The organism is Salinarchaeum laminariae (genome assembly GCF_023204835.1).
Lineage (GTDB): Archaea > Halobacteriota > Halobacteria > Halobacteriales > Salinarchaeaceae > Salinarchaeum > Salinarchaeum laminariae.
Genome location: NZ_CP096270.1, coordinates 990,530 through 1,010,207, shown reverse-complemented (window position 1 = coordinate 1,010,207; position 19,678 = coordinate 990,530). Strand labels below are relative to the sequence as shown.

Genomic DNA, 19,678 nt, shown 5'->3' with positions numbered 1-19,678 from the left:
CCTGAGAGTGGGACTCAATCGATCCGATACTCTTCGAGTTTCTCCTCGTCCACTTCTACACCCAGCCCCGGCCCGTCCGGCACCGCGATCTCCGCGTCCTCCACCTCGAAGGGCTCCGTGATCACGTCGTCTTCCCAGGCGTAGTAGATCGTATCCGGCGGTAGATTGATAGCGGGCGTGCTCGCGGTCAGGTGCAACACGGCCGCGGTCTTGATCCCGAGGTCGAACGCGTTGTGGTGGGCCAGGGAGATGCCCGCGTCGTCGGCGACGCCGGCGAGCCGCTTCGCCGCGCGGAACCCGCCCGCTGGCACGACGTCGATCACGGCGCAGTCGACGGCGCCGGCGGCGCCGTGCTCGAAGAGATTCCTGTCGAAGTAGGTGTCCTCGTTGATTGCAACCGGCGTGCGGAGGCGGTGGCGTAGCGACTCGTACGTCCCGACGCTATCGATGCGAACGGGCTGTTCGAGATACTGGCAGTAGACGCCCGCGTCCTCCAGTGCGGCGCCGACGCGGACGGCCTCCTCGGGCGTCCAGCCCTGGTTCGGGTCGAGACGGAACGCGAGCTCGCCGTCGGCCTCGTCGTCCATCGCGAGGATGCGGTTGACGTCCTCCCGCCAGTCGCGGCCGGCCTTCGTCTTGAGCACGGAGAATCCGCCCTCGAGGGCGCGGCGTGCGTGCTCGCGAGAGTCCTCTGGGGAGAGGATACCGACGCAGTACGCGAACTCGACCGTCTCTCGGGTCGTCCCGCCGAGCAGCTCGTGGACGGGCACGCCGCGGATCTTCCCGAGCGCGTCGTGCATCGCCATCTCCACGCCGCCGACGAACGGGCCGACGTCCAGATACTCATAGAAGAAGTCGTCCGTGAACGCCTCGACGTCGGCGACCGAGCGGCCGATCAGTTCGGCGGCGACGTCGTGTTCGATCACGCTCGCGGTCGTCTCCAATGCGAGCGAGGAGCGCATCTCGCCCCATCCGGTGACGCCGCTGTCGGTGTCGACGCGGATCAGCATTCGTTCCATCGTCTCGACCTGCCCGTGGTTGGTGACGTACGGTGCGAGTCCGTCTGGCTCCGACTCGGGGCGGACGTCCATCGCGACGGGGATCGCCGAGACGTCGGTAACGTTCATAGCGTACACTGGTTCGTGGACCCTGTTACGTCTTTCCAGAGTGGCAACCGCGAAGGAACGATACTGACTCTGTGGTGAGTGAATACTGGCGATTTACGCCGATGAATACCACACCAGCGACAGACCGCCTGAGCGCCCCTACAGATCGAATGCACCGGGGAGCGCCCCGCCGTGGAGTGATGCGGTTCGTGGAGCGATGCTCGCCACAGAGCAGCGAGCGAAAATCCAGCCGCAGACCGGCGCTGTGGGCCACTTTCACTTTCACTTCGGTACAGGCACGGGTTAACGTGTGGCCGGTCTGTCGGTTGGGATATGCTCGAACACCTTGCCAGCGTGTGTTCGGCCCCCGACTGCGAGCGAACGCTCTCGGAGGACCGACGGATGCTCACGATGGAGACGCCCGACGGGACCCGCCGCGCATACGAGTGTGAGTGCGGGGCCGTCACGGTCACGGTCCTGAGCGACGAGCAGACGCGAACGCAGCAGTAGCGTACGGGATCGGTCGCTCCTTGCGTAGTCGCGGACCCCACGCAGTCGTCGATGCCCCACGTAGTCGGTCGGTCGAATCGCGACACTCTTCGGTATCCGGCAGTCACTGCCGCTCGATGAGCGACGACGCCAGCTCGACGGTGTCGGACGAGGAGTCGGACGGCGAACGCCACGAGGAGCGGCTGCGCGCCGAGGGCCACGAACACGTCGCAGGCGAACACGCGTCGACGTTCGAGGTGACGACCGACGACTACCTGACGCCGGCGGGCGACTGCATCCTTGGGATCGAGGCTGACCGGACGCCCGCCGAGTTCGACGACGAGTTCGTCGCCGCCTGCCAGCACGCGAACGCGCGGATCGTCACGACGCTCTCGGTCGTCGCCGACGCTGGCGCAGAGCTCGAATCGCCCGAGGAAATTCCGGACCAGCGGATCGTCGCCCGTGGCGATCCCAAACTCACATTCGAGAACGATCGGAGCGCCGTCTGGCGGACCAGCGACTACGTCGACGATCGGACGGTGGCCGTGGGTGCCGATCACGCCGCCGCGGATCTCGACCGGTCCTTCGTCGAGGCGCTCGCCGACGGTGCGGCGCTGACGGTTCGGATCGAGGTCGAAGCGCCGGCGTAGAGCCGGTCGGCACCGTCAGCTGGCTTCTTGCCAGAGTGCTCCCTGGCGCCGTCGTACCCCCACGCGATGGCAACAACTATCGGGCCAGCTTCTGGCGATTGGCTGCCACAACTGTCCCACATCTTTAATAACATGCTTGTGGTTTGTTGACGTGAGGCGATTCATCATGGCCAACGACGGCGTCTTCGGCGGCTGGTACCGCACACATCTCGGGGAGCCCCTCGAACCCGACCACGTGAACGGCTACTGGGCGTTCCTCTTTGGCGCCCTGCTGGCCATGGTCGGGCTCGTACTGTTCCTCGTGGCCTCGACGTTCGATCGGGGCACTGACGACTTCTGGCTGTTCCGCAGGGTGGCGTTCACGCTGGCGCTCATCGCCGGACCGATCGTGGTCCTCTCGATCGTCTACCTGTTGCCGTTACAGGCGAGAGCGGTCTGGCTGGCGGTGCTCGGGCTGCTTGTCTGCGTCGGCGCTGCCGTCGCCTTCAACCTCTTCTACCCGAACGACTGGAACTGGGGATCGGGCGACATGAGCGCCGTCATCATGGGGGGCTACGGCATCGGCATCGCACTCCAGATTCTGACCGTATTTTTCTATCCGCTGGCGTCCTCGAGCACTGCACAACCCGACGTCGCGCCAGCCAGTGAACCAGCGGGTGGCGATGACGCCGACGGCGTCGCTGCAGCTGACACCAGCAAGGCGACGTTCCAGCTGTACGAGGATCGCGCTGGCGAAGACCGCTGGCGACTCGTCCACGACAACGGCAACGTCATCGCTGACTCCGGCGAAGGGTACGCCTCCCGGCAGAAGGCCCGACAGGGCATGGACAGCGTGAAGAAGAACGCCCCCGGAGCCGAGGAAGAGATCCTCGAATCGGTGCCCGACGACGCACCGACAGCAGCGACCGGCGGCGCAGCCGAGGCGGCAGTCGACGATGACGACGGAGCCAGTGGCGACGGCGAGGCTGCCACTGACGACGGCGAGGACGCGGGTGCCTTCGAGTTCGGTACCACGGACGACGATGAGGAAGAGCAGGCGGAGACTGCCGACGCCGAGAGCAACGCCACTTTCGAGGTCTACGAAGACAACGCCGGCGAGTACCGATGGCGGCTCGTTCACGACAACGGGAACGTGATCGCGGACCCCGGCGAAGGGTACAGCCGACGAAGCGGCGTCACGGAGGCCGTCGAGCGGATTCAGCAGGTCGCTGGCGAGGCGGACACGCTGGAGTACGAGCCCGCCGCCTTCGAGCTCTACGCCGACGCCGCCGACGAGTGGCGCTGGCGACTCCGCCACCGCAACGGCCGGATCCTCGCCGACTCCGGTGAGGGGTACGCCTCCCGTCGCAACGCCAAGGACGGCATCGAGAGCGTCCGAAACCACGTCGGCGACGCCGAAAACTTCGAGGTATACGAGGACAGGGGCGGCGACTACCGCTGGCGACTCGTCGCGAGCAACGGCGAGCTAATCGCGGACAGCGGCCAGGGCTACAGCCGGAAAAACCGCGCGCAGGACGCGGTCGACCGCGTCGCCGACTACGCACCCGAGGCCGACACGCTCGACTACGAGCCCGCCGCCTACGAGGTCTTCCAGGACAACGCCGAGGAGTGGCGCTGGCGACTCCGCCACCGCAACGGCCAGATCCTCGCCGACTCCGGCGAGGGGTACGCCTCCAAGCAGAAGGCACGCCAGGGGATGCAAAGCGTGATGTCCAACGCTCCCGGCGCCGACGTCGAAGAGTTAGAAGACTGAGCGAAGCGGCCACTCCGAATCGCCCCGAGCACCGGCCGGCCGGCGCTAGTTCGTCGCGGTGACGGCCGTCGGGCGGTTTCGCCCGACGAGAGACGCGATGTTCTGCCGTGAAGACGGCCACTGCTACCGGTTCGTGGCCACGAAGTCGGAGTGATCGCTCGTGATCGCGTCCGCGCCGAGCAGCTCCACGAGCCGTGCCGTCGCCCGATCGTTTACCGTCCAGACGCCGACGTGGAGGTCGAGCGCCTGCGCCGCCCGGCGGACCGATGGAAGCGCGAGGAGGCGAGGACGGACGTTCACGCCCGCACAGCCGAGCTCGAGCGCGGTCGCGACCGGGCAGTCGCGGAGACTGCCGGCGAGAACGGCTCTCGGTACCGTTGGATCCGCAGCGCGGACGGCCCGAAGGACGTCACGGTCGAAGGCGATGATCGTGACTCGTCCCTCGTGATCGTCGAACGCGTCGAGGACCTCGGTCGCCAGTCCGGACTCCTTCAGCTCGACGTAGAGCGGTGTGTCAGCAGGGAGCGCGGCGGCGACTGCGGCGAGCGTCGGGATGCCCGCACCCGATTCGAGGACGTCCATCGCCGCGAGTTCGTCGGCGGTGAACGCGGAAACCGGCCCGGCGGAGTCGGTCACGCGGTCCACTGTCTCGTCGTGAACCACGACCGGCTCCCCGGAGCCACAGCGACGAACGTCGAACTCGACGGCGTCGGCGATGCCGGCGGCGCGTTCCAGCGCCGGAATCGTGTTTTCGGCTCGCTCCGCGGCGAACCCGCGGTGGGCGATCAGCGCCACGAATTGCGCGTCGCGTCCCAGAAAGAAAGTGATTCTGCCGCCAGGGTGGCGAAGTTAGCTTCCGGGCCGGACGAGCTCCAGAGCCCCGTCCTGCCACACGGTGATCCGGTACTCCTCGTAGCTGAACTCGATCATCAGCTGAGCCTCCGCCGACGGCGGATCGGAGAAGAGGTCCTCGAGAACGCCGTCGATGCAGTCGTACATCGTCGACATCTCGGTCATCTCCCGGTCGTCGATCTCCGCGATTACCTCCGCGATCTGTATGCCGGGACTACCATCGTCAGGAGCGAGTTGTCGCCGAACGATCGATAGCTCTTGGTCGTCCTGCATCAGGTTACCATACCGCGGAGGCCCGACTTATTGCTGGCCATTATGACACGCAGATATCACGAAGGTGGCTGGCAACGATCTGCAGTCGTGGACAAGTGGAACGTAGTCGGCGCCCACCGGCCCACGAGCGCGCAGCCGGTCAGATTCGCAGGCACCGGCCGGGCCCACCTTTTTCTCCGGTCGAGCCGACTAACGACCTATGTCCGTCAGCTTCGATTTCGATGGAACCGTTGCGGTCGTCACGGGTGCCAGCGGCGCGCTCGGCAGCGCCGTCGTCGAGCAGTTCCGCGCGGCAGGCGCCGAGGTCGCCGCGATCGACGTCGTCGCGCCGGATGCCGACGATTCGCTGCTCGATCCGGACGGCGGAACGACGTTCTACGAGACGGATCTCACCGACGAGGACGACGTCGCCGGGACGATCGACGACGTCGTCGACGAGCACGGCCGGATCGACCATCTCGCGAACGTCGCGGGAACCTGGCGCGGCGGCGATCCGATCGAAGCAACGTCGCTGGAGAGCTTCGAGCTGGTCCACGACGTGAACCTGAAGACGATGTTTCTGGCGTCGAAACACGCGCTTCCCCACCTCGAAGAGACCGACGGCGCGATCGTCTCCGTCAGCGCGCGCTCCTCGCTGGAGGGCGGCGAGGGCGACGGCCCCTACCGCGCTTCGAAGGCGGGCGTTCGACTACTGACCGAGACGATCGCCGAGGAACACCGCGGAACTGTCAGAGCCAACGCCATTTTGCCGAGCGTGCTGGACACCCCGATGAATCGGGAGATGATGGAGCCCAGCGACGACTGGGTCGATCCTGCGGACGTGGCGACGACGATCGCGGCGCTGTGTTCGGACGCGGCGCCGGTGACCAGCGGCGCGGCGGTGCCGGTGTACGGCGAGGCGTAGTGCAGCCGGGCGATCGTCCGCTCGGAGTAGCATCCACAATCCGCGTCGACGCCGTACCCACACACAGGCGAAGCGAAGCCGCACTGGCGTCGTATTCCGAGCCAGGGCGCGACGATGGGGTGCGATCCCCGTGGCATTCTAGGACAAACCGATAAAATCCACGGTGATTTTATATAAGTCGAGCGGTATCTATTGGTTATGGCGCGACGAATCGACCGGCGGACGGTGCTAAAGGGAACTGGAGCAGGACTGACCGCAGCCTTCGCGGGCTGTATCGCCGACGACGGAGATGACGGAGACGGCGATAGTGATGGAGATGGAGACGGGACCAGCGACGACGGAACGGGTATTCCCGGGAGTGAGGCAGGCCGGACCGTCAGCGTGGGCGTCCTCCAGCCCGTCAGCGGTGACCTGGGCGATCTGGGCGGCCCGATCCGCGACGCCGCGATCCTGCCCGGGAGCCAGCTCGAGGGCGAGACGGAGTTCGAGATCGACATTCAGGACGAGGACACCGAGTCCGACCCCGAAGCGGGGATCAGTGCCGCCCAGTCGCTCGCCAACGCCGGCTATCCCGCCGTCACGGGGGCGGCCTCCTCTGCAGTCACTCAGAACGTCGCCCAGGGCGTGTTCATCCCCGAAGGAATCGTCGGCTGCTCGCCGGCGTCGACCTCGCCAGCGATCACGGATCTGGACGACGACGACTTCATCTACCGGACCTGCCCGAGCGACGCACTCCAGGGCGAGGTGATGGCACAGGTCGCCTACGAGGATCGCGACCTTTCCTCGGCAGCCACCTTCCACCTCAACAACGAGTACGGCGAGTTGCTCTCAGAATCGTTCGTCTCCGCCTTCGAGGACCTCGGCGGCACGGTTCAGAGCGAGGTCGCCTTCGAGGCCGAACAGCCGTCCTACACCTCGGCGCTCAACAGCGCACTGGGCGGGGATCCCGAACTGCTCGTCGTTATCGGCTACCCGGCCAGCGGGACGCAGATCTTCCGGGACTACTACGCCGAGTTCGATACCGACCAGACACTGATGCTCACCGACGGTCTCCAGTCCGCTGACCTCCCCGGCAACGTCGACAACCCGATGGACAACGCCATCGGCACGGCTCCGCTGGCCAGCGGACCGAACGTCGACGCGTTCACGTCGCTCTACGAGGACGAGTACGATCGTGCGCCCGGCGTGTTCAACGCGCAGGCCTACGACGCGACCGCCGTCCTCCTGCTCGCCAACGTCGCGGCCGGCGAGAACGACGGCACCGCGATCCGCGATCAGATGGAGACGGTCGCCAACCCTGAAGGGACGAACGTCGGTCCGGACAACCTCGCGGAAGGGATCTCGATGGTGGCCAACGGAGAGGACGTCAACTACCAGGGCGCCTCCAGTGCGGTCGACTTCGACGAGAACGGCGACATGCAGGCAGTGAGCTACTCCATCTGGGAGTTCGGAGAGGGCGGCAGCATCGAGCAGATCGAGACGATCGACTACGGACAGTAACCGGATCGATCTGCGGTCGGTCGAACGCCGTCGGTGGCAGTTCGGCGATCGCTCGGTACTGTTCGACAATCAGTCAGCACCAGTCCGCCCGTCGGTTCGACGTAGTTCTGCGGAGGTCCGTTTCGAGGCCCCGAGTTCGTCGACGATCCGTTCCTCCGCGCTATCGCTCTCTCTCTCTCTGGACGAGTCGAGAACGCTCGGCGTTACCCGCCCAGGAAATCCTCTCGCACCTGCTGGTCGGCCAGCAGTGCGTCGCCGTCGTCCTCGTGGCGGTTCTGCCCCTGGACCAGCACGTAGCCGCGGTCACAGCGTCTGAGCGCCTCCTTGGCGTTCTGCTCGACCATGAGGATCGCCGTCCCGCCGTCGTTGATCGCATCGACTCGATCGAAGAGGTCCTCGACCAGATCGGGCGCGAGCCCCGCGCTGGGCTCGTCGAGCAGGAGGAGGTCGGGATCGAGCATCAGCGCACGGCCCATCGCCACCATCTGCTGTTGCCCACCGCTCATCGAACCGGCAGTCTGCCCGGAGCGCTCCTCGAGGACGGGGAACCGGTCGTACACCATGTCGATCCGCTCTTCGGGGATGGAGTCGAGGATGTACGCGCCCATCTCGAGGTTCTCACGAACCGTCAGCGACGGGAAGACGTTGTCCGACTGCGGGACGTAACCGACGCCCTTCCGGATGATCTGATCGGGGCGCAGCCTGCTGATCTCCTCGCCGTCGAACTCGATCGACCCGTCCATGTAGGTGGTGAGTCCGAAAACGGTCTTCATCACCGTCGACTTGCCCGCGCCGTTGGGGCCGACGATGGTGACGTACTCGCCGTCCTCGACGGCCAGATCGACGCCGTCGAGAATCTGGAGGTCACCGTAGCCTGCATCGAGGTCGGCGACCGTCAGGAGAGAGTTCTCGGCCATATCAGACGTTCCCCCCGAGGTAGGCCTCGATAACGCGCTCGTTGTCACGGATCTCCTCGGGCTCGCCCTCGGCGAGCACCGCTCCCTGGTGCATTACGACCACTCTGTCGCAGTGTTCCATGATCAGGTCCATGTCGTGTTCGACGAGCAGGAAGGTGTAGCCCTCCGCCCGGAGGTCGTGAATTCGATCGAGAAGTTTCTCCTCGAGGGTCGGGTTGACGCCCGCCATGGGCTCGTCGAGGAGCAGCAACTCCGGTTCGGTCAGAAACGCCCGCGCGAGCTCCAGCAGCTTCCGCTGGCCACCAGAGAGCGACCGAGCGTACTCCTCGGCCAGGTGGTCGATTTCGAACAGATCGAGCGTCTCCCAGACGGTGTCCACGAGTTCGCGCTCCTGCTCGATCACGCCCCGGCGCGTGCCCGGCAGGACCGACCGGGCGAGGGACTCGCCGCGCTGGTCCGGTGGCGCGGTCATCAGATTCTCGAGGACGGTCATGTCGGGGAACTCGCGCGTGATCTGGAACGTGCGAACGAGCCCGGCTTGCGCGATCTGGTGGGGTCGCAAGCCGGTGACGTCGCGACCATCGAAGCGCACCGAGCCGGCATCCGCCCGCGTGAATCCCGTCACGAGGTCGAACGTCGTCGACTTGCCGGCGCCGTTCGGACCGATGAGGCCGGTGATCGACCCCTGCTCGACGTCGAAGCTGACGCCGTCGACGGCGGTGATCCCGCCGAACTGTTTCTGGAGGCCGTCGATTTCGAGGACTGCGTCGCCATCACCCCAGCCCGCCGGCGAGGGGTCGGAGCTCGACGCGCCCGATTCGGGATCGGTGCTGGCGTCCGTGACCCCGTCCGCGGGTGACTCAGTCATCGGTCTCACCCTCCGGTCGCGAGAGGTCGGTCGCCGCGGCGACCTCTTTGCGGTGCCCGAGTAACCCGTCCGGGCGATAGAGCATGAGGAGGATCAACACCACTCCTACGAACAGCCGCTGGAGGAGGTCGATGTTGGCGATCGAGTAGCCGATAAGTGGCATGATATCCGCGCCACCCAGCGCCGTCACGGCCTCGTAGATCGTGTTCGTCCCCTCGGGGACGCTCTCCCACTGTTCGTTGATGACGCGGGGGAGCATCCGTGGTCCCTGAAGGAGGAGTCCGACGAATGCGATGCCGCCGACGATGCTTCCGGCGTTGGATCCGGAGCCGCCGACGATGAGCGCGACGAAGATGTAGAACGTGACGATCGGCATGAACGCGTCCGCGGCGACCGTGAAGCGGCTCGCCTGCCAGAGCATGCCACCGAGCCCCATCAGCGCACAGCCCAGCACGAAGCTGTAGATCTTGATCCGGCTGGTCGGCTTGCCGAGTGCCTGTGCAGCGCCCTCGTCCTCGCGGATCGCCTTCAACACGCGGCCGAAGGGGGAGTAGGCGATGCGGGAGAGTAACACGTAGGCCAGGAGGACGGCGACGACCAGTAACAGCGCGTAGCCCGCGGACATCACCGTGGGGCGATCGATACCGAACCAGCTACCGAGCTCGAAGAGCTGGGCGCCGACGAACGTGGGATCTGCCCGCGACGTCCCGTCTTCGGTGAACAGTTTGAACACGTACTCCTGTGCGCTGGGAACCTGGATCGAGGAGCCTGCTCCGAGTCCGACCTCGCGGCCGAGGACCCGGTGGTCGTCCACCCAGTCCGATTTGACGGTGAACCGAACGATCTCGGCGATGCCGAGCGTGACGATCGCGAAGTAGTCCGCACGCAGTCTGAGCGCCGGCAACGCGGCCAGGAGCCCCAGTGCCGCTGCCGCGACCATGCCCGCGATCATCCCTACCCAGATCGGGTAGCCGAGACCGACGCCCTGGCCGCCGGAGACGAAGGCGAGCGTGAACACGGCGACGGACATGAACCCCGCGACGCCGATGTTGAACAGTCCTGCGTACCCCCAGTGGAGGTTGAGCGCAAGCACGAGCAGCCCGTAGGCTGCCATCAGGAAGGTGAGCCTGACGAGCGTGTTGACGATCCCGTTCATGTCCAGGCCCTGACCGTAGGCGAGGAGAGTGATCAGCGCGTAGACGAGAACGAGGGCGGAGAGGACGACGAGGGCGTCCGCCTTCCACCGGGAACGCTCGCCCATCCACTCGGTGATGCGGTCGGTGTACTCGCGAACGGTCGTGCGCATATCCGAGAGGGGACCCCGGGAGTCCTGCTCACGCGGGCCAGCGCCGTCCTCACCGACGTCGCCGGATTCGTCAGTCATGCCGTCTCCACCCCGCCGAGGAGACCTTGCGGCCGGAAGATCAGGATGAAGATCATCAGCAAGAATGCGGCGGCCATCGTCATCTCGTTGGGCAGCCAGATGATGGCGACCTCGTCGACGATTCCGATGATCAGGCCGCCGAGGATCGCGCCGTAGACCGATCCGATCCCGCCGAGGATCACGCCCGCGAAGACGGGGAGGAGGAGCGTCCAGCCGCGCGTATAGGTGATCGTCCCGGTGTTGAGAACGATGAGGTAGCCCGCGATGCCGGCCAGCGCCGCGCCGATGACCCACGTCGCGAGGACGACTCGCTCAGTCGGGATGCCGGTGATCTTCGCCAGATCGCGGTTGTCGGCCATCGCACGCATCGACGTGCCCAGCTTCGTGTGCTGGAGCATGAGGTGAACGCCGACCATCAGCACGATCGCGCTCACCACGAGCGTCATCTCGTGAAGATTGACCGTCGTGCTGGCGATCCCGAGATCCAGCGTCGTCTCCGGCGCGCTCGCTGGCACGGCCCGGTTCGACCGCGTGAAGACGAACGCGATCAGATACCGCAGGACGAAGGCGACTCCGACGCTGGCGATCAGCAGGGCGATCGAGGACTGCTTGCGAAGCCGGCGGTAGACGAGTCGGTCGGCAGCCAGCGCGATGGCGACGGTGAACAGGGCTGCGACGACGATACCGCCGAGAATCGCCACGGGCTGGCTGTCGATTGCCATGCCGACCGCGCCGGGCGTCGGATCGTTGTTTGGCCGTACCAGGAGCAGATTTCCGAGGTTGTAGGCGCCGAACCCGGCGATGACGTAGGCCGCGCTCCAGCCCGAGAACATGCCCGTCGTCAGCAGATCACCGTGCGAAAAGTTCGCGAACCGGAGGATGCTGTAGGTCATCGAGAGCCCGATCCCAGCGAGCCCGTAGATGAGGCCAACGACGATACCCCGCCAGAGATACTGCTGGAGCGTCGAGGCCGAGAGCGTCCCGGTGACGAGCTGTCGCAGCAGATCCACGACGAGGTACAACAACAGGACCGCCACGATCGCGCCGAGAACCTGTTCGACCCGGAGGCGCGACAGCGTCCGCCGGACGTCGCTCGCTTCCATGTGCCAATCAGTGACACCGCGCCGTAAAATACTTCACGCTACTGCCGATCGGTGCGCATCACCCTTTTCTTCCCACCGACCGAACCGCAACCTATGACGAGAGACGGCCCGGACACCGTCAGCGGCCCCGATTCGGACCGCCAGGTCACCGGGTTCCAGACGCACACGCCACTTTCCGAGGCCCGCGATCGCCTTCAGGCGCGCGTGACGCCGGTCGATCGCACCGAGAATCTCGGCATCGAACGAGCCGACTGCCGGGTACTCGCCGAACCGATCGCCGCTGACCGCGACGTGCCACAGTTCCGCCGCGCGGCGATGGACGGCTACGCAGTTCGGAGCGACGATGCAGCCGGTGCCTCCGATCGGGCGCCAGCCGTGCTCACCGTCGTCGACCTCGGACCGGAGGGACCCCACGACGCGACGATGGCGCCCGAGAGCGCCGTTCGCGTCCACACCGGCAGCGCGCTGCCGAACGAGGCCGACGCCGTCGTGCCGATCGAGCGCGTGACCGAGATCGACGCGTCGAGCTCTGCCACCGACGACAGCGAGGCGACCGACGGACCCACCCACGCCGAGAACCGCGAGATCGAACTCACCGACCCGGTCGTCCCTGGCGAGAACGTCGCGCCGATCGGCGAGGACGTCGCCGCCGGGCAGGCGCTGTACGAGCCGGGTCACCGACTCCGCCCCTCTGATCTCGGCCTGTTGAAAGCCGCCGGAGTCGAGGAGGTGGCGGTCCGCCAGCAGCCCACGGTCGGCGTCGTGCCGACCGGCGAGGAGCTGGTCCAGCGCGATCCCGGACCCGGGCAGGCCGTCGAAACGAACGGGCTCACGGTGTCCAGACTGGTCGGGCGCTGGGGCGCCAGGGCGGAGTACCGCAACGTCGTCACGGACGATCCTGACGCGCTGCGGGCGGCGATTCAGCGCGATCTGACGAGGGACGTGATCGTGACGACAGGCGGCACCTCCGTCGGGCAGCGCGACCTGTTGCCGGAGGTGCTCGCCGAACTCGGCGAGGTGCTCGTCCACGGCGTGGCGCTCCAGCCGGGCCATCCGGTCTGCCTCGGTGTCGTCGAGGAGACGCCGGTCCTCTGCCTCCCGGGCTACCCAGTCTCCTGTATCGTCACCGCGGTCCAGCTGCTCCGGCCGGTGCTCCACTGGCTGGAGGGAGTCGAGTTCGAGGAGCCACCGACCCGGCCCGCCACGCTCGCCCGGAAGATCGAGAGCGAACCCGGCACCCGGACGTTCGCCCGCGTCGAACTCGGCGTCGAGGACGGTCACACGGTCGCCAGGCCGACCCGGACGAAAGGCGCCGGCGTGCTCTCCTCGGTCGCGCTCGCCGACGGCTGGATCGAGATCGAGCCCGGCGTCGAGGGGCTGCCCGAGGGCGAACTCGTCGCCGTCCAGGACTGGGAGTGGCAGCCGTGACCGACCGCGTAGAGTTCCGAGAGCTCGCCGATCCCGACGCGGTCGCTGCCGCGATCGCCGACCTGCCGATCGCCCCGGACCCGCAGGTCGAATCTGTGCCCCTCGACGACGCTGCAGGCCGGACACTCGCCGAGCGGGTCGATGCCGGGATCGACGTGCCCGGCTTCGACCGCGCGGGTCTCGACGGCTACGCGCTGCGAGCGGCCGACACCGCGGGTGCCGAGGAGACCGAGCCAGTCCGACTCTCCGTCGTCGGTGCGGTCCACGCCGGCCAGACGCCAACCGCAGCGGTCGACGACGGCGAGGCCGTCTCGATCTCGACGGGCGCGATGATGCCTCCCGGCGCCGACGCGATGGTGCCCATCGAGCAGATCGACGAGATCGAGGGCGACGGCGCCGATAGCGACGCGATTGCGATCGACGTTCGCACGGCCGTCGCACCCGGAGGGAACGTTACGCCCGCGGGCGCCGACCTCGCTGCTGGCCAGCGTGCGCTCGGGCCCGGAACGCGACTCACGCCCCGAGAGGTCGGCCTGCTTGCGGCGCTCGGCGTCGGGTCGGTACCGGTTCGCGCCCGGCCGACCGTCGGGATTCTCTCGACTGGCGAGGAGCTCGTCCCGCCCGGCGACCCTCTCGACCACGAACAGGGACAGATCCACGACGTCAACGCGGCGTCGATCGCCGCCGCGGCACGGGAAGCCGGCGCGGACGTCCGACGGTATCCGAAGGCGGGCGACGATCCGGCGGCACTCGCCGCGTCGCTCCAGAGGGCAGCAGCGGACTGCGATCTCCTGCTCACCTCGGGGTCGACCTCCGCCGGCGCCGCCGACGCGCTCCACGCCGTGCTCGAGGACGAGGGCGAACTACTGGTCCACGGCGTCGCGCTCAAGCCGGGGAAGCCGACGCTCGTCGGCCGGCTCGGCGATTGTGGCTACGCCGGCCTACCAGGCTTTCCAGTCTCCGCGATGATGGTGTTCCGGACGCTCGTCGCGCCCGCGATCCGCGAGGCCGCGGGAGTGCCCGATCCCGAGCGGGCGAGCCTGGACGCCGAACTGCTCGAGGAGGCCCGCTTCGAGCCCGGGCGGCGCCGACTGCTTCCCGTAGGGCTGATCGACGCGGGGCACAGGCCCGGCGCAGGCCGAGATCGCGACGATCGTGCAGCCGACGCGGACGTCGATCCGGACGGCCGGCCCCTCGCATACCCGGTCGATCGCGGCTCCGGCGCGACCACGAGCCTCTCGCGTGCGGACGGGCTCGTGACGGTACCCGCCGACACGTCCTACGTGGCGCCCGGCGAGACCGTGGAGGTCGAGCTGTTCTCCGCGGACGTCCGCCCGCCCACGCTGCTCGCGATCGGGGAGGACGACCCGGGTGCTGCGGCGCTGATGGACGAACTCGACGCGCCACGCTACCTGCCCGATGGCACCGCGGCCGGCGTCCGTCGGCTTCGCGACGGCGTGCCCGACGTCGCGGTCGTCGCGGGCGAGCCTCGCCGCGAGCCCCCGGGCGAGGAACTCGCCGCGTGGGCCCGGGAGTGGGGGCTCGTGGTCCCCACCGGGAACCCGGAAGGGATCGAGGGAGCGTCGGATCTCGCAGGTGAGTCGGCCCACTCGTTCGCAAATCTCGCGAGCGGGTCGGGACTCCGCTCGGCGCTCGACGACCGACTGGAGAGCGCGGAGCCGGCGGTCACGCCGGACGCCATCGACGGCTACGGCGTCGGCCTCCGCGGCCACGAGAGCCCGGCCCGCCGAGTGCTGGCCGGCGAGGCGGACGCTGGCCTCGGGCTTCGCGCGACGGCCGACCGGCTCGGTCTGGACTTCGTCTCGCTTGGCTCCCAGCGAGTCCGGCTGATCGGCAACGCAAAGCGAGCCGGGGCTGCGGGACTCACGGCGCTGACGGACGCGCTCGACGCGCTGTCGACGGTTCTCGCGGCGCTGTCGGGGTACGAGGCGGCGGACTGAAACAGAGACGCCACGGGCGGAGAAGAGGGAGCGGTACAGGTTCTGAACGACGGGGATCAGCGGCCGGTGAGCGACGCGAGCGGCCCGCACTCGTCGATCGCGGCGACCCGGTAGTCCGCGAGCACGCAGTGCTCCCGGCGATCGTGGTCGAACCGTTCGACGTGGGCGGCGTCGAGGCCGGCGTTCCAGGCCGCGCCGACGTCGCCGGCGGTGTCGCCGACGTACAGCGCGCGAGCGGACCCCTCCGCTCGCGTGCCAGGCACGCCACCGGATTGGTGCCCGTCGCCGCCGTCGGGCTGCCGCCCGTCGCCGGACGCCGTCCGCTGGTCCCCGGGTGCCGTCCCGCCGTCGGCAGCCACGGAATCGCCGGCGGCGCCGTTCGCGAGGTGGGCGAGCCCCAGCTCCGCGAGCGCGTGTTCGATCGGCCCGGGATCGGGTTTCCAGCCGAGGTCGTCCGAGCAGCAGACCACGGCGTCGAACCACTCGCCGATGCCGTGGTAATCGAGGACCGCTGCGGTGGGTTCGGGCGGGCAGTGCGTGACGAGCGCGGTCGGGACCTGGAGCTCCGCGGCGAGGGACGCGTCGTCGAAAACTCGCATCGCGTCGGCGCGTCGCTGGGGGTCCTCCGTCGCGTCGAAGACGCGCCAGAAGGCGGTCGGATCGACGCCCAGCGCGCGAAGCTGGTCGTTGCGAGGGCCGCCCAGGCCGTGCCAGAGCCGGCGGGCCTCGTCGTCGGAAAAGCCGTGGCCGAGCTGGTCGCCGACCCGGTCGAACACCGATCGGACGTGCTCGAAGCGTGGCGCGACGAGCGTGCCGTCGAGATCGAAGAGCACGGCGTCGTAGGACTGCCCGACCATCTGGTGACGTTCAGTATGGGACCCCGGCGTATATGGATTGTGGGCCAGTTCGGGTCGGTGCAGTCGGGCGATTGCGTCGCGAAGGAGCCGCATTTCAGGGACGTAATGCGGACAGGAAGGTCGTGCGATCCAGCGCTCCGCAGCAGCTACCCCAGCGCCGGCCAGACGTCCGTAGCGCCGTCGATCACACGACGGGCGGCGTCGGTTGGCTCGCCCTCGGGTGCAGGTGGCGTTCCGGTTTCGATCGCGTCGGCCGCGGCGGCGACGGTCTCCGCGAGGAGGCCGGGCTGGTAGCCGCCCTCGAGCACGGTGGCGACCGGAGCGTCGTAGGTCGCGGCGAGATCACGGGTCCAGCCGGCCAGCCAGCCGAAATCCGGCGTCGTCAGTTCGAGGTCCGAGATCGGGTCGTTTTCGTGTGCGTCGAAGCCAGCGCTCAGGACGACGAGATCCGGGGCCATCGCCGCAAAGAGCGGTTCGAGGAGCGTCTCGGTTGCATAGCGGAACGCCGGACCGCCGGCGCCCTCTGGGAGCGGGAGGTTAGCAGTCGCACCGAGGGCGTCGCCGACGCCCGCGGCGTCGACGGAGCCGGTGCCGGGGTAGAGCCCGTCCTGGTGGACCGAGACGTAGTGGACGTCCGAGCGATCGACGAACAGCGACTCCGTGCCGTTGCCGTGGTGGACGTCCCAGTCGAGGATCGCGATGGTGTCGATCCCGGGCTGCTCGAGCGCGTGTTCGGCGGCGTATGCGGCGTTGTTGAGAAAGCAAAACCCCATGGCGTAGTTCTCGAGCGCGTGGTGGCCGGGCGGGCGCGTGAGCGCGAAGGCGACGGCGGGATCCTCGGTTTCGGCAGGAGCTTTTGAGTCCGGATCGGCGGTCGTATCCTCTATCGCACGTTCGACCGCCCAGCGCGCACCGCCAGCGCCGGCGAGGACGGCGTCCCAGGTCCCCGAGGACGTGACGGTGTCGTGGTCGACGCGGCGCTCGTCGGCGCAGGTCTCCCGGAGCCAGCGGAGGTAGCCCGGCGTGTGGACGGCGCTTGCCCCCTCGAAATCGATCGGCTCCGGCGTCTCGATCGTGGTGTCTCGCTCTTGGAGCGCCGCGACGACGGATTCGAGGCGTTTGGGCCGATCCGTGTGGGTCGGTCCCGGATCGTGCTCCATACTGGCGGGCGAATGACCGACGGCGAACGGCGAACCCATAGCTACCAGTTGGCCGCCCACTGGCTTCAACGACCGGTCCAGTTCCCGGAGACTGATGCTCTTCGAACCGATCGACTCGGCGGCGAACCGCCATCACCTCCGCGAAAAGCGTGCTCCCGAGCGTCAGGCGTCGGTCTCGGACTCGATGATCTCCGCCATGTCGAGGTCCTCCTGCGTGACGCCACCGGCCTCGTGGGACGTCAGCGTGATGTCGACCGCCTCGTAGCGGATGACGATCTCGGGGTGGTGGAACTGTGCCTCGGCGATCTCGCCGACGAGCTGGGCGAAGGCGACGCCGCGCAGATACTCGTCGAACTCGTAGGTCCGACTGATCTCGTCGTCCCCGTACTCCCAGCCCTCGGGGAGCCCTGCCTCGATTTCGTCCTCGGATAGCACGTCTGCCATACCCTTCTCGTCGCTCCCGTTCGTGTTGAAGGTTGGGGCCAGGGGCGGATTCGACGGGTGGGTTCGGGGTGAGCGAGTGGGGCTCGGAATCCGCTCACGGACGCCCCACGACCCGAGCCAACGCCACGCACACCGTCGCTCGCGGTCAGTGCCGAACGCTTAACCGCAACCACGTTCTACCGCCGAATATATGCAGCACGTGAAGATTCCGCAGGACCGCATCGGCGTGCTGATCGGCGATGGTGGCGAGACGCTGCGCGAGATCGAGTCGAAAGCCGACGTTCGACTCGACGTCGACTCCGAGAACGGCGCCGTCAAGATCGATCAGCAGGGCGACGCCGATCCCGTTCGGGCGCTCAAGGGCCCGGACATCGTGAAGGCGATCGGCCGCGGGTTCCACCCCGAGGACGCCCTCACGCTGCTCGACGACGAGATGATGATGTTCGATCTGCTGGACATCGACGCGGCGACGCGCAACCGAAACGACCTCACGCGAAAGAAGGGTCGCCTGATCGGCGAGGACGGACGGACCCGCGAGCTGATGGAAGAGCTCACCGGCGCATCTGTCGTGATCTACGGCTCCACGCTGGGCGCGATCGGGACGCCCCAGCAGGTCGACGCGGTGCGACAGGCCGCGGAGATGATCATCGACGGCGCACCCCACGGCACGGTCTACGCCTTCCTCGAGGACAAACACGAGGAGATCAAGCGCGAAGGGATGGAGTACCACCGCTTCCCCGGCAGTAGCTGAAGGTAGTTCTCGATCGTCGATCCGTCTCTCAGTTCGCTCACGCCCAGCAGCGGATAGCTGACAGAAAGCGACGACACTGGCCGCTCGCGGCGGTGAGCTACGGCGCTTCGACGGCGCCGTCGGCGTCGTCGAGCGCTGCAGCTTCGACGTCGCTGTGTTTGTAGGACTCGCCAGTTGCGCGATCGAAGAGGTGAAGCCGCGATTCGTCGACAGCGAGTGTCACCTCGTCACCGGGATTGACGGCCGCGTGGCCCTCCACCGAGACAGTCACCGAGCTGGTCCCGACGTCGACGTAGACGTTGCTCGCGTCGCCCATCGGCTCGACGACGGTGACCGTCGCGGGGATGGCGCCGTCGCCCGCATCGTCGGCAGTCGAGAGGATCACGTCCTCGGGACGGATGCCGAGTACGAGCTCGGAAGAGCCCATGCTGTCGGCGAGGGCGCTGCTGATGGGCAGGACGAACTCGTCGTGGACGAGCGCGTCGTCGGAGAGGCCGACCTCGAGGAAGTTCATCGTCGGTTCGCCGAGGAAGCCCGCGACGAACTGGTTCGCTGGCTGGTGGTAACACTCCAGTGGCGTGCCGACCTGCTGGAGTTCGCCGTGGTTCAGGATCGCGATCCGGTCGCCCATCGTCATCGCCTCGGTCTGGTCGTGCGTGACGTAAACCGTCGTCACGCCGAGATCCTGCTGAAGTTCCTGAAGCTCCGTACGCATCTGAGCACGAAGCTTGGCGTCGAGATTCGAGAGCGGCTCGTCCATCAGGAACACGGCAGGATCACGGACGATCGCCCGGCCGAGCGCGACGCGTTGTTGTTGCCCCCCTGAGAGCGCCTTCGGTTTGTCGGGGAGCAGTTCCTCGATGCCCATGGTGGAGGCGGCGTCGTCGACGCGGTCGGCGCGCTCCTCTTTGGAGAGATCCGTGGACATCTTCAGCCCAAACTCCATGTTCTGCCGGGCAGTCATGTGGGGATAGAGCGCGTAGTTCTGGAACACCATCGCGATGTCCCGATCCTTCGGCCTGTCGTCGGTGACCTCCGTGTCACCGAAGCGGATCGCGCCCTCCGTGACTTCCTCCAGTCCGGCGATACAGCGCAGGGTCGTCGATTTTCCACAGCCCGACGGACCGACGAGTACGAGGAACTCCCCGTCCTCGACGGTGAGGTCGAGGTCGTCGACGGCCGTGACGGATTCGTCGGACGACTGGTACACTTTGGTCAGCTGATCGAGTTCGACGTCGCTCATTGTAGTGACTCCATGACAGCAATTATCGGTTCGGT

Annotated in this window: 19 protein-coding genes; 8 read left to right on the top strand and 11 right to left on the bottom strand. The window is 67.5% G+C overall.

Annotated elements, in window-relative coordinates; genetic code table 11:
- Positions 1-14 precede the first annotated feature (14 nt).
- Positions 15-1,127: a mandelate racemase/muconate lactonizing enzyme family protein gene (locus MXF70_RS04685; RefSeq protein ID WP_248517847.1), complete on the bottom strand. Its 1,113-nt coding sequence runs from the start codon at positions 1,125-1,127 to the stop codon at positions 15-17.
- A gap of 312 nt (positions 1,128-1,439) precedes the next feature.
- On the opposite strand from MXF70_RS04685, the gene MXF70_RS04680 reads away from it, so the two are divergent.
- The 3 genes from MXF70_RS04680 (at position 1,440) to MXF70_RS04670 (ending at position 3,998) form a co-directional block, all read left to right on the top strand.
- Entirely contained in the window at positions 1,440-1,616 is a 177-nt protein-coding gene (locus MXF70_RS04680; RefSeq protein WP_248517846.1) for a hypothetical protein, read from the top strand.
- Positions 1,617-1,732: 116 nt separating this feature from the next.
- Positions 1,733-2,245: a DUF371 domain-containing protein gene (locus MXF70_RS04675; RefSeq protein WP_248517845.1), complete on the top strand. Its 513-nt coding sequence runs from the start codon at positions 1,733-1,735 to the stop codon at positions 2,243-2,245.
- A 151-nt stretch (positions 2,246-2,396) separates the two neighbouring features.
- The gene (locus MXF70_RS04670) at positions 2,397-3,998 is read left to right on the top strand and encodes an HVO_2922 family protein (protein WP_248517844.1); all 1,602 of its coding nucleotides are present in this window, start codon (positions 2,397-2,399) and stop codon (positions 3,996-3,998) included.
- Positions 3,999-4,121: 123 nt separating this feature from the next.
- Here MXF70_RS04670 and MXF70_RS04665 read toward each other — a convergent pair whose 3' ends face one another.
- The gene (locus MXF70_RS04665; RefSeq protein ID WP_248517843.1) at positions 4,122-4,793 is read right to left on the bottom strand and encodes a glycerophosphodiester phosphodiesterase; all 672 of its coding nucleotides are present in this window, start codon (positions 4,791-4,793) and stop codon (positions 4,122-4,124) included.
- Positions 4,794-4,847: 54 nt separating this feature from the next.
- The gene (locus MXF70_RS04660; RefSeq protein ID WP_248517842.1) at positions 4,848-5,123 is read right to left on the bottom strand and encodes a HalOD1 output domain-containing protein; all 276 of its coding nucleotides are present in this window, start codon (positions 5,121-5,123) and stop codon (positions 4,848-4,850) included.
- Between the two features lie 199 nt (positions 5,124-5,322).
- Between MXF70_RS04660 and MXF70_RS04655 the strand changes: the two genes are divergently transcribed.
- Together MXF70_RS04655 and MXF70_RS04650 are read left to right on the top strand one after the other, a co-directional pair.
- Positions 5,323-6,027, top strand: a complete 705-nt coding sequence (locus tag MXF70_RS04655; protein ID WP_248517841.1) for an SDR family oxidoreductase — start codon at positions 5,323-5,325, stop codon at positions 6,025-6,027.
- Positions 6,028-6,225: 198 nt separating this feature from the next.
- Positions 6,226-7,527, top strand: coding sequence for an ABC transporter substrate-binding protein (locus tag MXF70_RS04650; RefSeq protein ID WP_248517840.1), 1,302 nt, complete (start codon positions 6,226-6,228; stop codon positions 7,525-7,527).
- 203 nt (positions 7,528-7,730) lie between these two features.
- On the opposite strand, the gene MXF70_RS04645 is transcribed toward MXF70_RS04650, so the two are convergent.
- The 4 genes from MXF70_RS04645 to MXF70_RS04630 are packed head-to-tail and all read right to left on the bottom strand — an operon-like array spanning position 7,731 to position 11,799.
- Positions 7,731-8,444 (bottom strand): ABC transporter ATP-binding protein, encoded by a 714-nt coding sequence (locus tag MXF70_RS04645; protein WP_248517839.1) that lies wholly within the window; start codon positions 8,442-8,444, stop codon positions 7,731-7,733.
- A gap of 1 nt (position 8,445) precedes the next feature.
- Positions 8,446-9,312, bottom strand: a complete 867-nt coding sequence (locus MXF70_RS04640) for an ABC transporter ATP-binding protein (protein ID WP_248517838.1) — start codon at positions 9,310-9,312, stop codon at positions 8,446-8,448.
- Positions 9,305-10,696 carry a branched-chain amino acid ABC transporter permease gene (locus tag MXF70_RS04635; protein WP_248517837.1) on the bottom strand — a complete coding sequence of 464 codons (1,392 nt, stop codon included), beginning with the start codon at positions 10,694-10,696 and terminating at the stop codon, positions 9,305-9,307. Before MXF70_RS04635 ends, MXF70_RS04640 begins: the two co-directional genes overlap by 8 nt.
- Entirely contained in the window at positions 10,693-11,799 is a 1,107-nt protein-coding gene (locus MXF70_RS04630; RefSeq protein WP_248517836.1) for a branched-chain amino acid ABC transporter permease, read from the bottom strand. The genes MXF70_RS04635 and MXF70_RS04630 overlap by 4 nt, the downstream gene beginning before the upstream one ends.
- A 93-nt stretch (positions 11,800-11,892) precedes the next feature.
- Here MXF70_RS04630 and MXF70_RS04625 point away from each other — a divergent pair, with 93 nt between their 5' ends.
- The gene (locus tag MXF70_RS04625) at positions 11,893-13,227 is read left to right on the top strand and encodes a molybdopterin molybdotransferase MoeA (protein WP_248517835.1); all 1,335 of its coding nucleotides are present in this window, start codon (positions 11,893-11,895) and stop codon (positions 13,225-13,227) included.
- Positions 13,224-15,188 carry a molybdopterin biosynthesis protein gene (locus tag MXF70_RS04620; RefSeq protein WP_248517834.1) on the top strand — a complete coding sequence of 655 codons (1,965 nt, stop codon included), beginning with the start codon at positions 13,224-13,226 and terminating at the stop codon, positions 15,186-15,188. Before MXF70_RS04625 ends, MXF70_RS04620 begins: the two co-directional genes overlap by 4 nt.
- 56 nt (positions 15,189-15,244) lie before the next feature.
- On the opposite strand, the gene MXF70_RS04615 is transcribed toward MXF70_RS04620, so the two are convergent.
- From MXF70_RS04615 to MXF70_RS04605, 3 genes are all read right to left on the bottom strand, one after another.
- Positions 15,245-16,045 carry an HAD family hydrolase gene (locus MXF70_RS04615; RefSeq protein ID WP_248517833.1) on the bottom strand — a complete coding sequence of 267 codons (801 nt, stop codon included), beginning with the start codon at positions 16,043-16,045 and terminating at the stop codon, positions 15,245-15,247.
- Between the two features lie 146 nt (positions 16,046-16,191).
- Positions 16,192-17,205, bottom strand: a complete 1,014-nt coding sequence (locus MXF70_RS04610) for a histone deacetylase family protein (protein ID WP_248517832.1) — start codon at positions 17,203-17,205, stop codon at positions 16,192-16,194.
- A 162-nt stretch (positions 17,206-17,367) separates the two neighbouring features.
- Complete coding sequence (locus MXF70_RS04605; RefSeq protein ID WP_248517831.1) at positions 17,368-17,649, bottom strand: 4a-hydroxytetrahydrobiopterin dehydratase; 282 nt, start codon at positions 17,647-17,649, stop codon at positions 17,368-17,370.
- Between the two features lie 190 nt (positions 17,650-17,839).
- Here MXF70_RS04605 and MXF70_RS04600 point away from each other — a divergent pair, with 190 nt between their 5' ends.
- Entirely contained in the window at positions 17,840-18,400 is a 561-nt protein-coding gene (locus tag MXF70_RS04600; protein WP_248517830.1) for a 16S rRNA 3'-interacting factor aDim2p, read from the top strand.
- Positions 18,401-18,497: 97 nt separating this feature from the next.
- Here MXF70_RS04600 and MXF70_RS04595 read toward each other — a convergent pair whose 3' ends face one another.
- Positions 18,498-19,643, bottom strand: coding sequence for an ABC transporter ATP-binding protein (locus MXF70_RS04595; protein ID WP_248517829.1), 1,146 nt, complete (start codon positions 19,641-19,643; stop codon positions 18,498-18,500).
- Between the last annotated feature and the right edge of the window lie 35 nt (positions 19,644-19,678).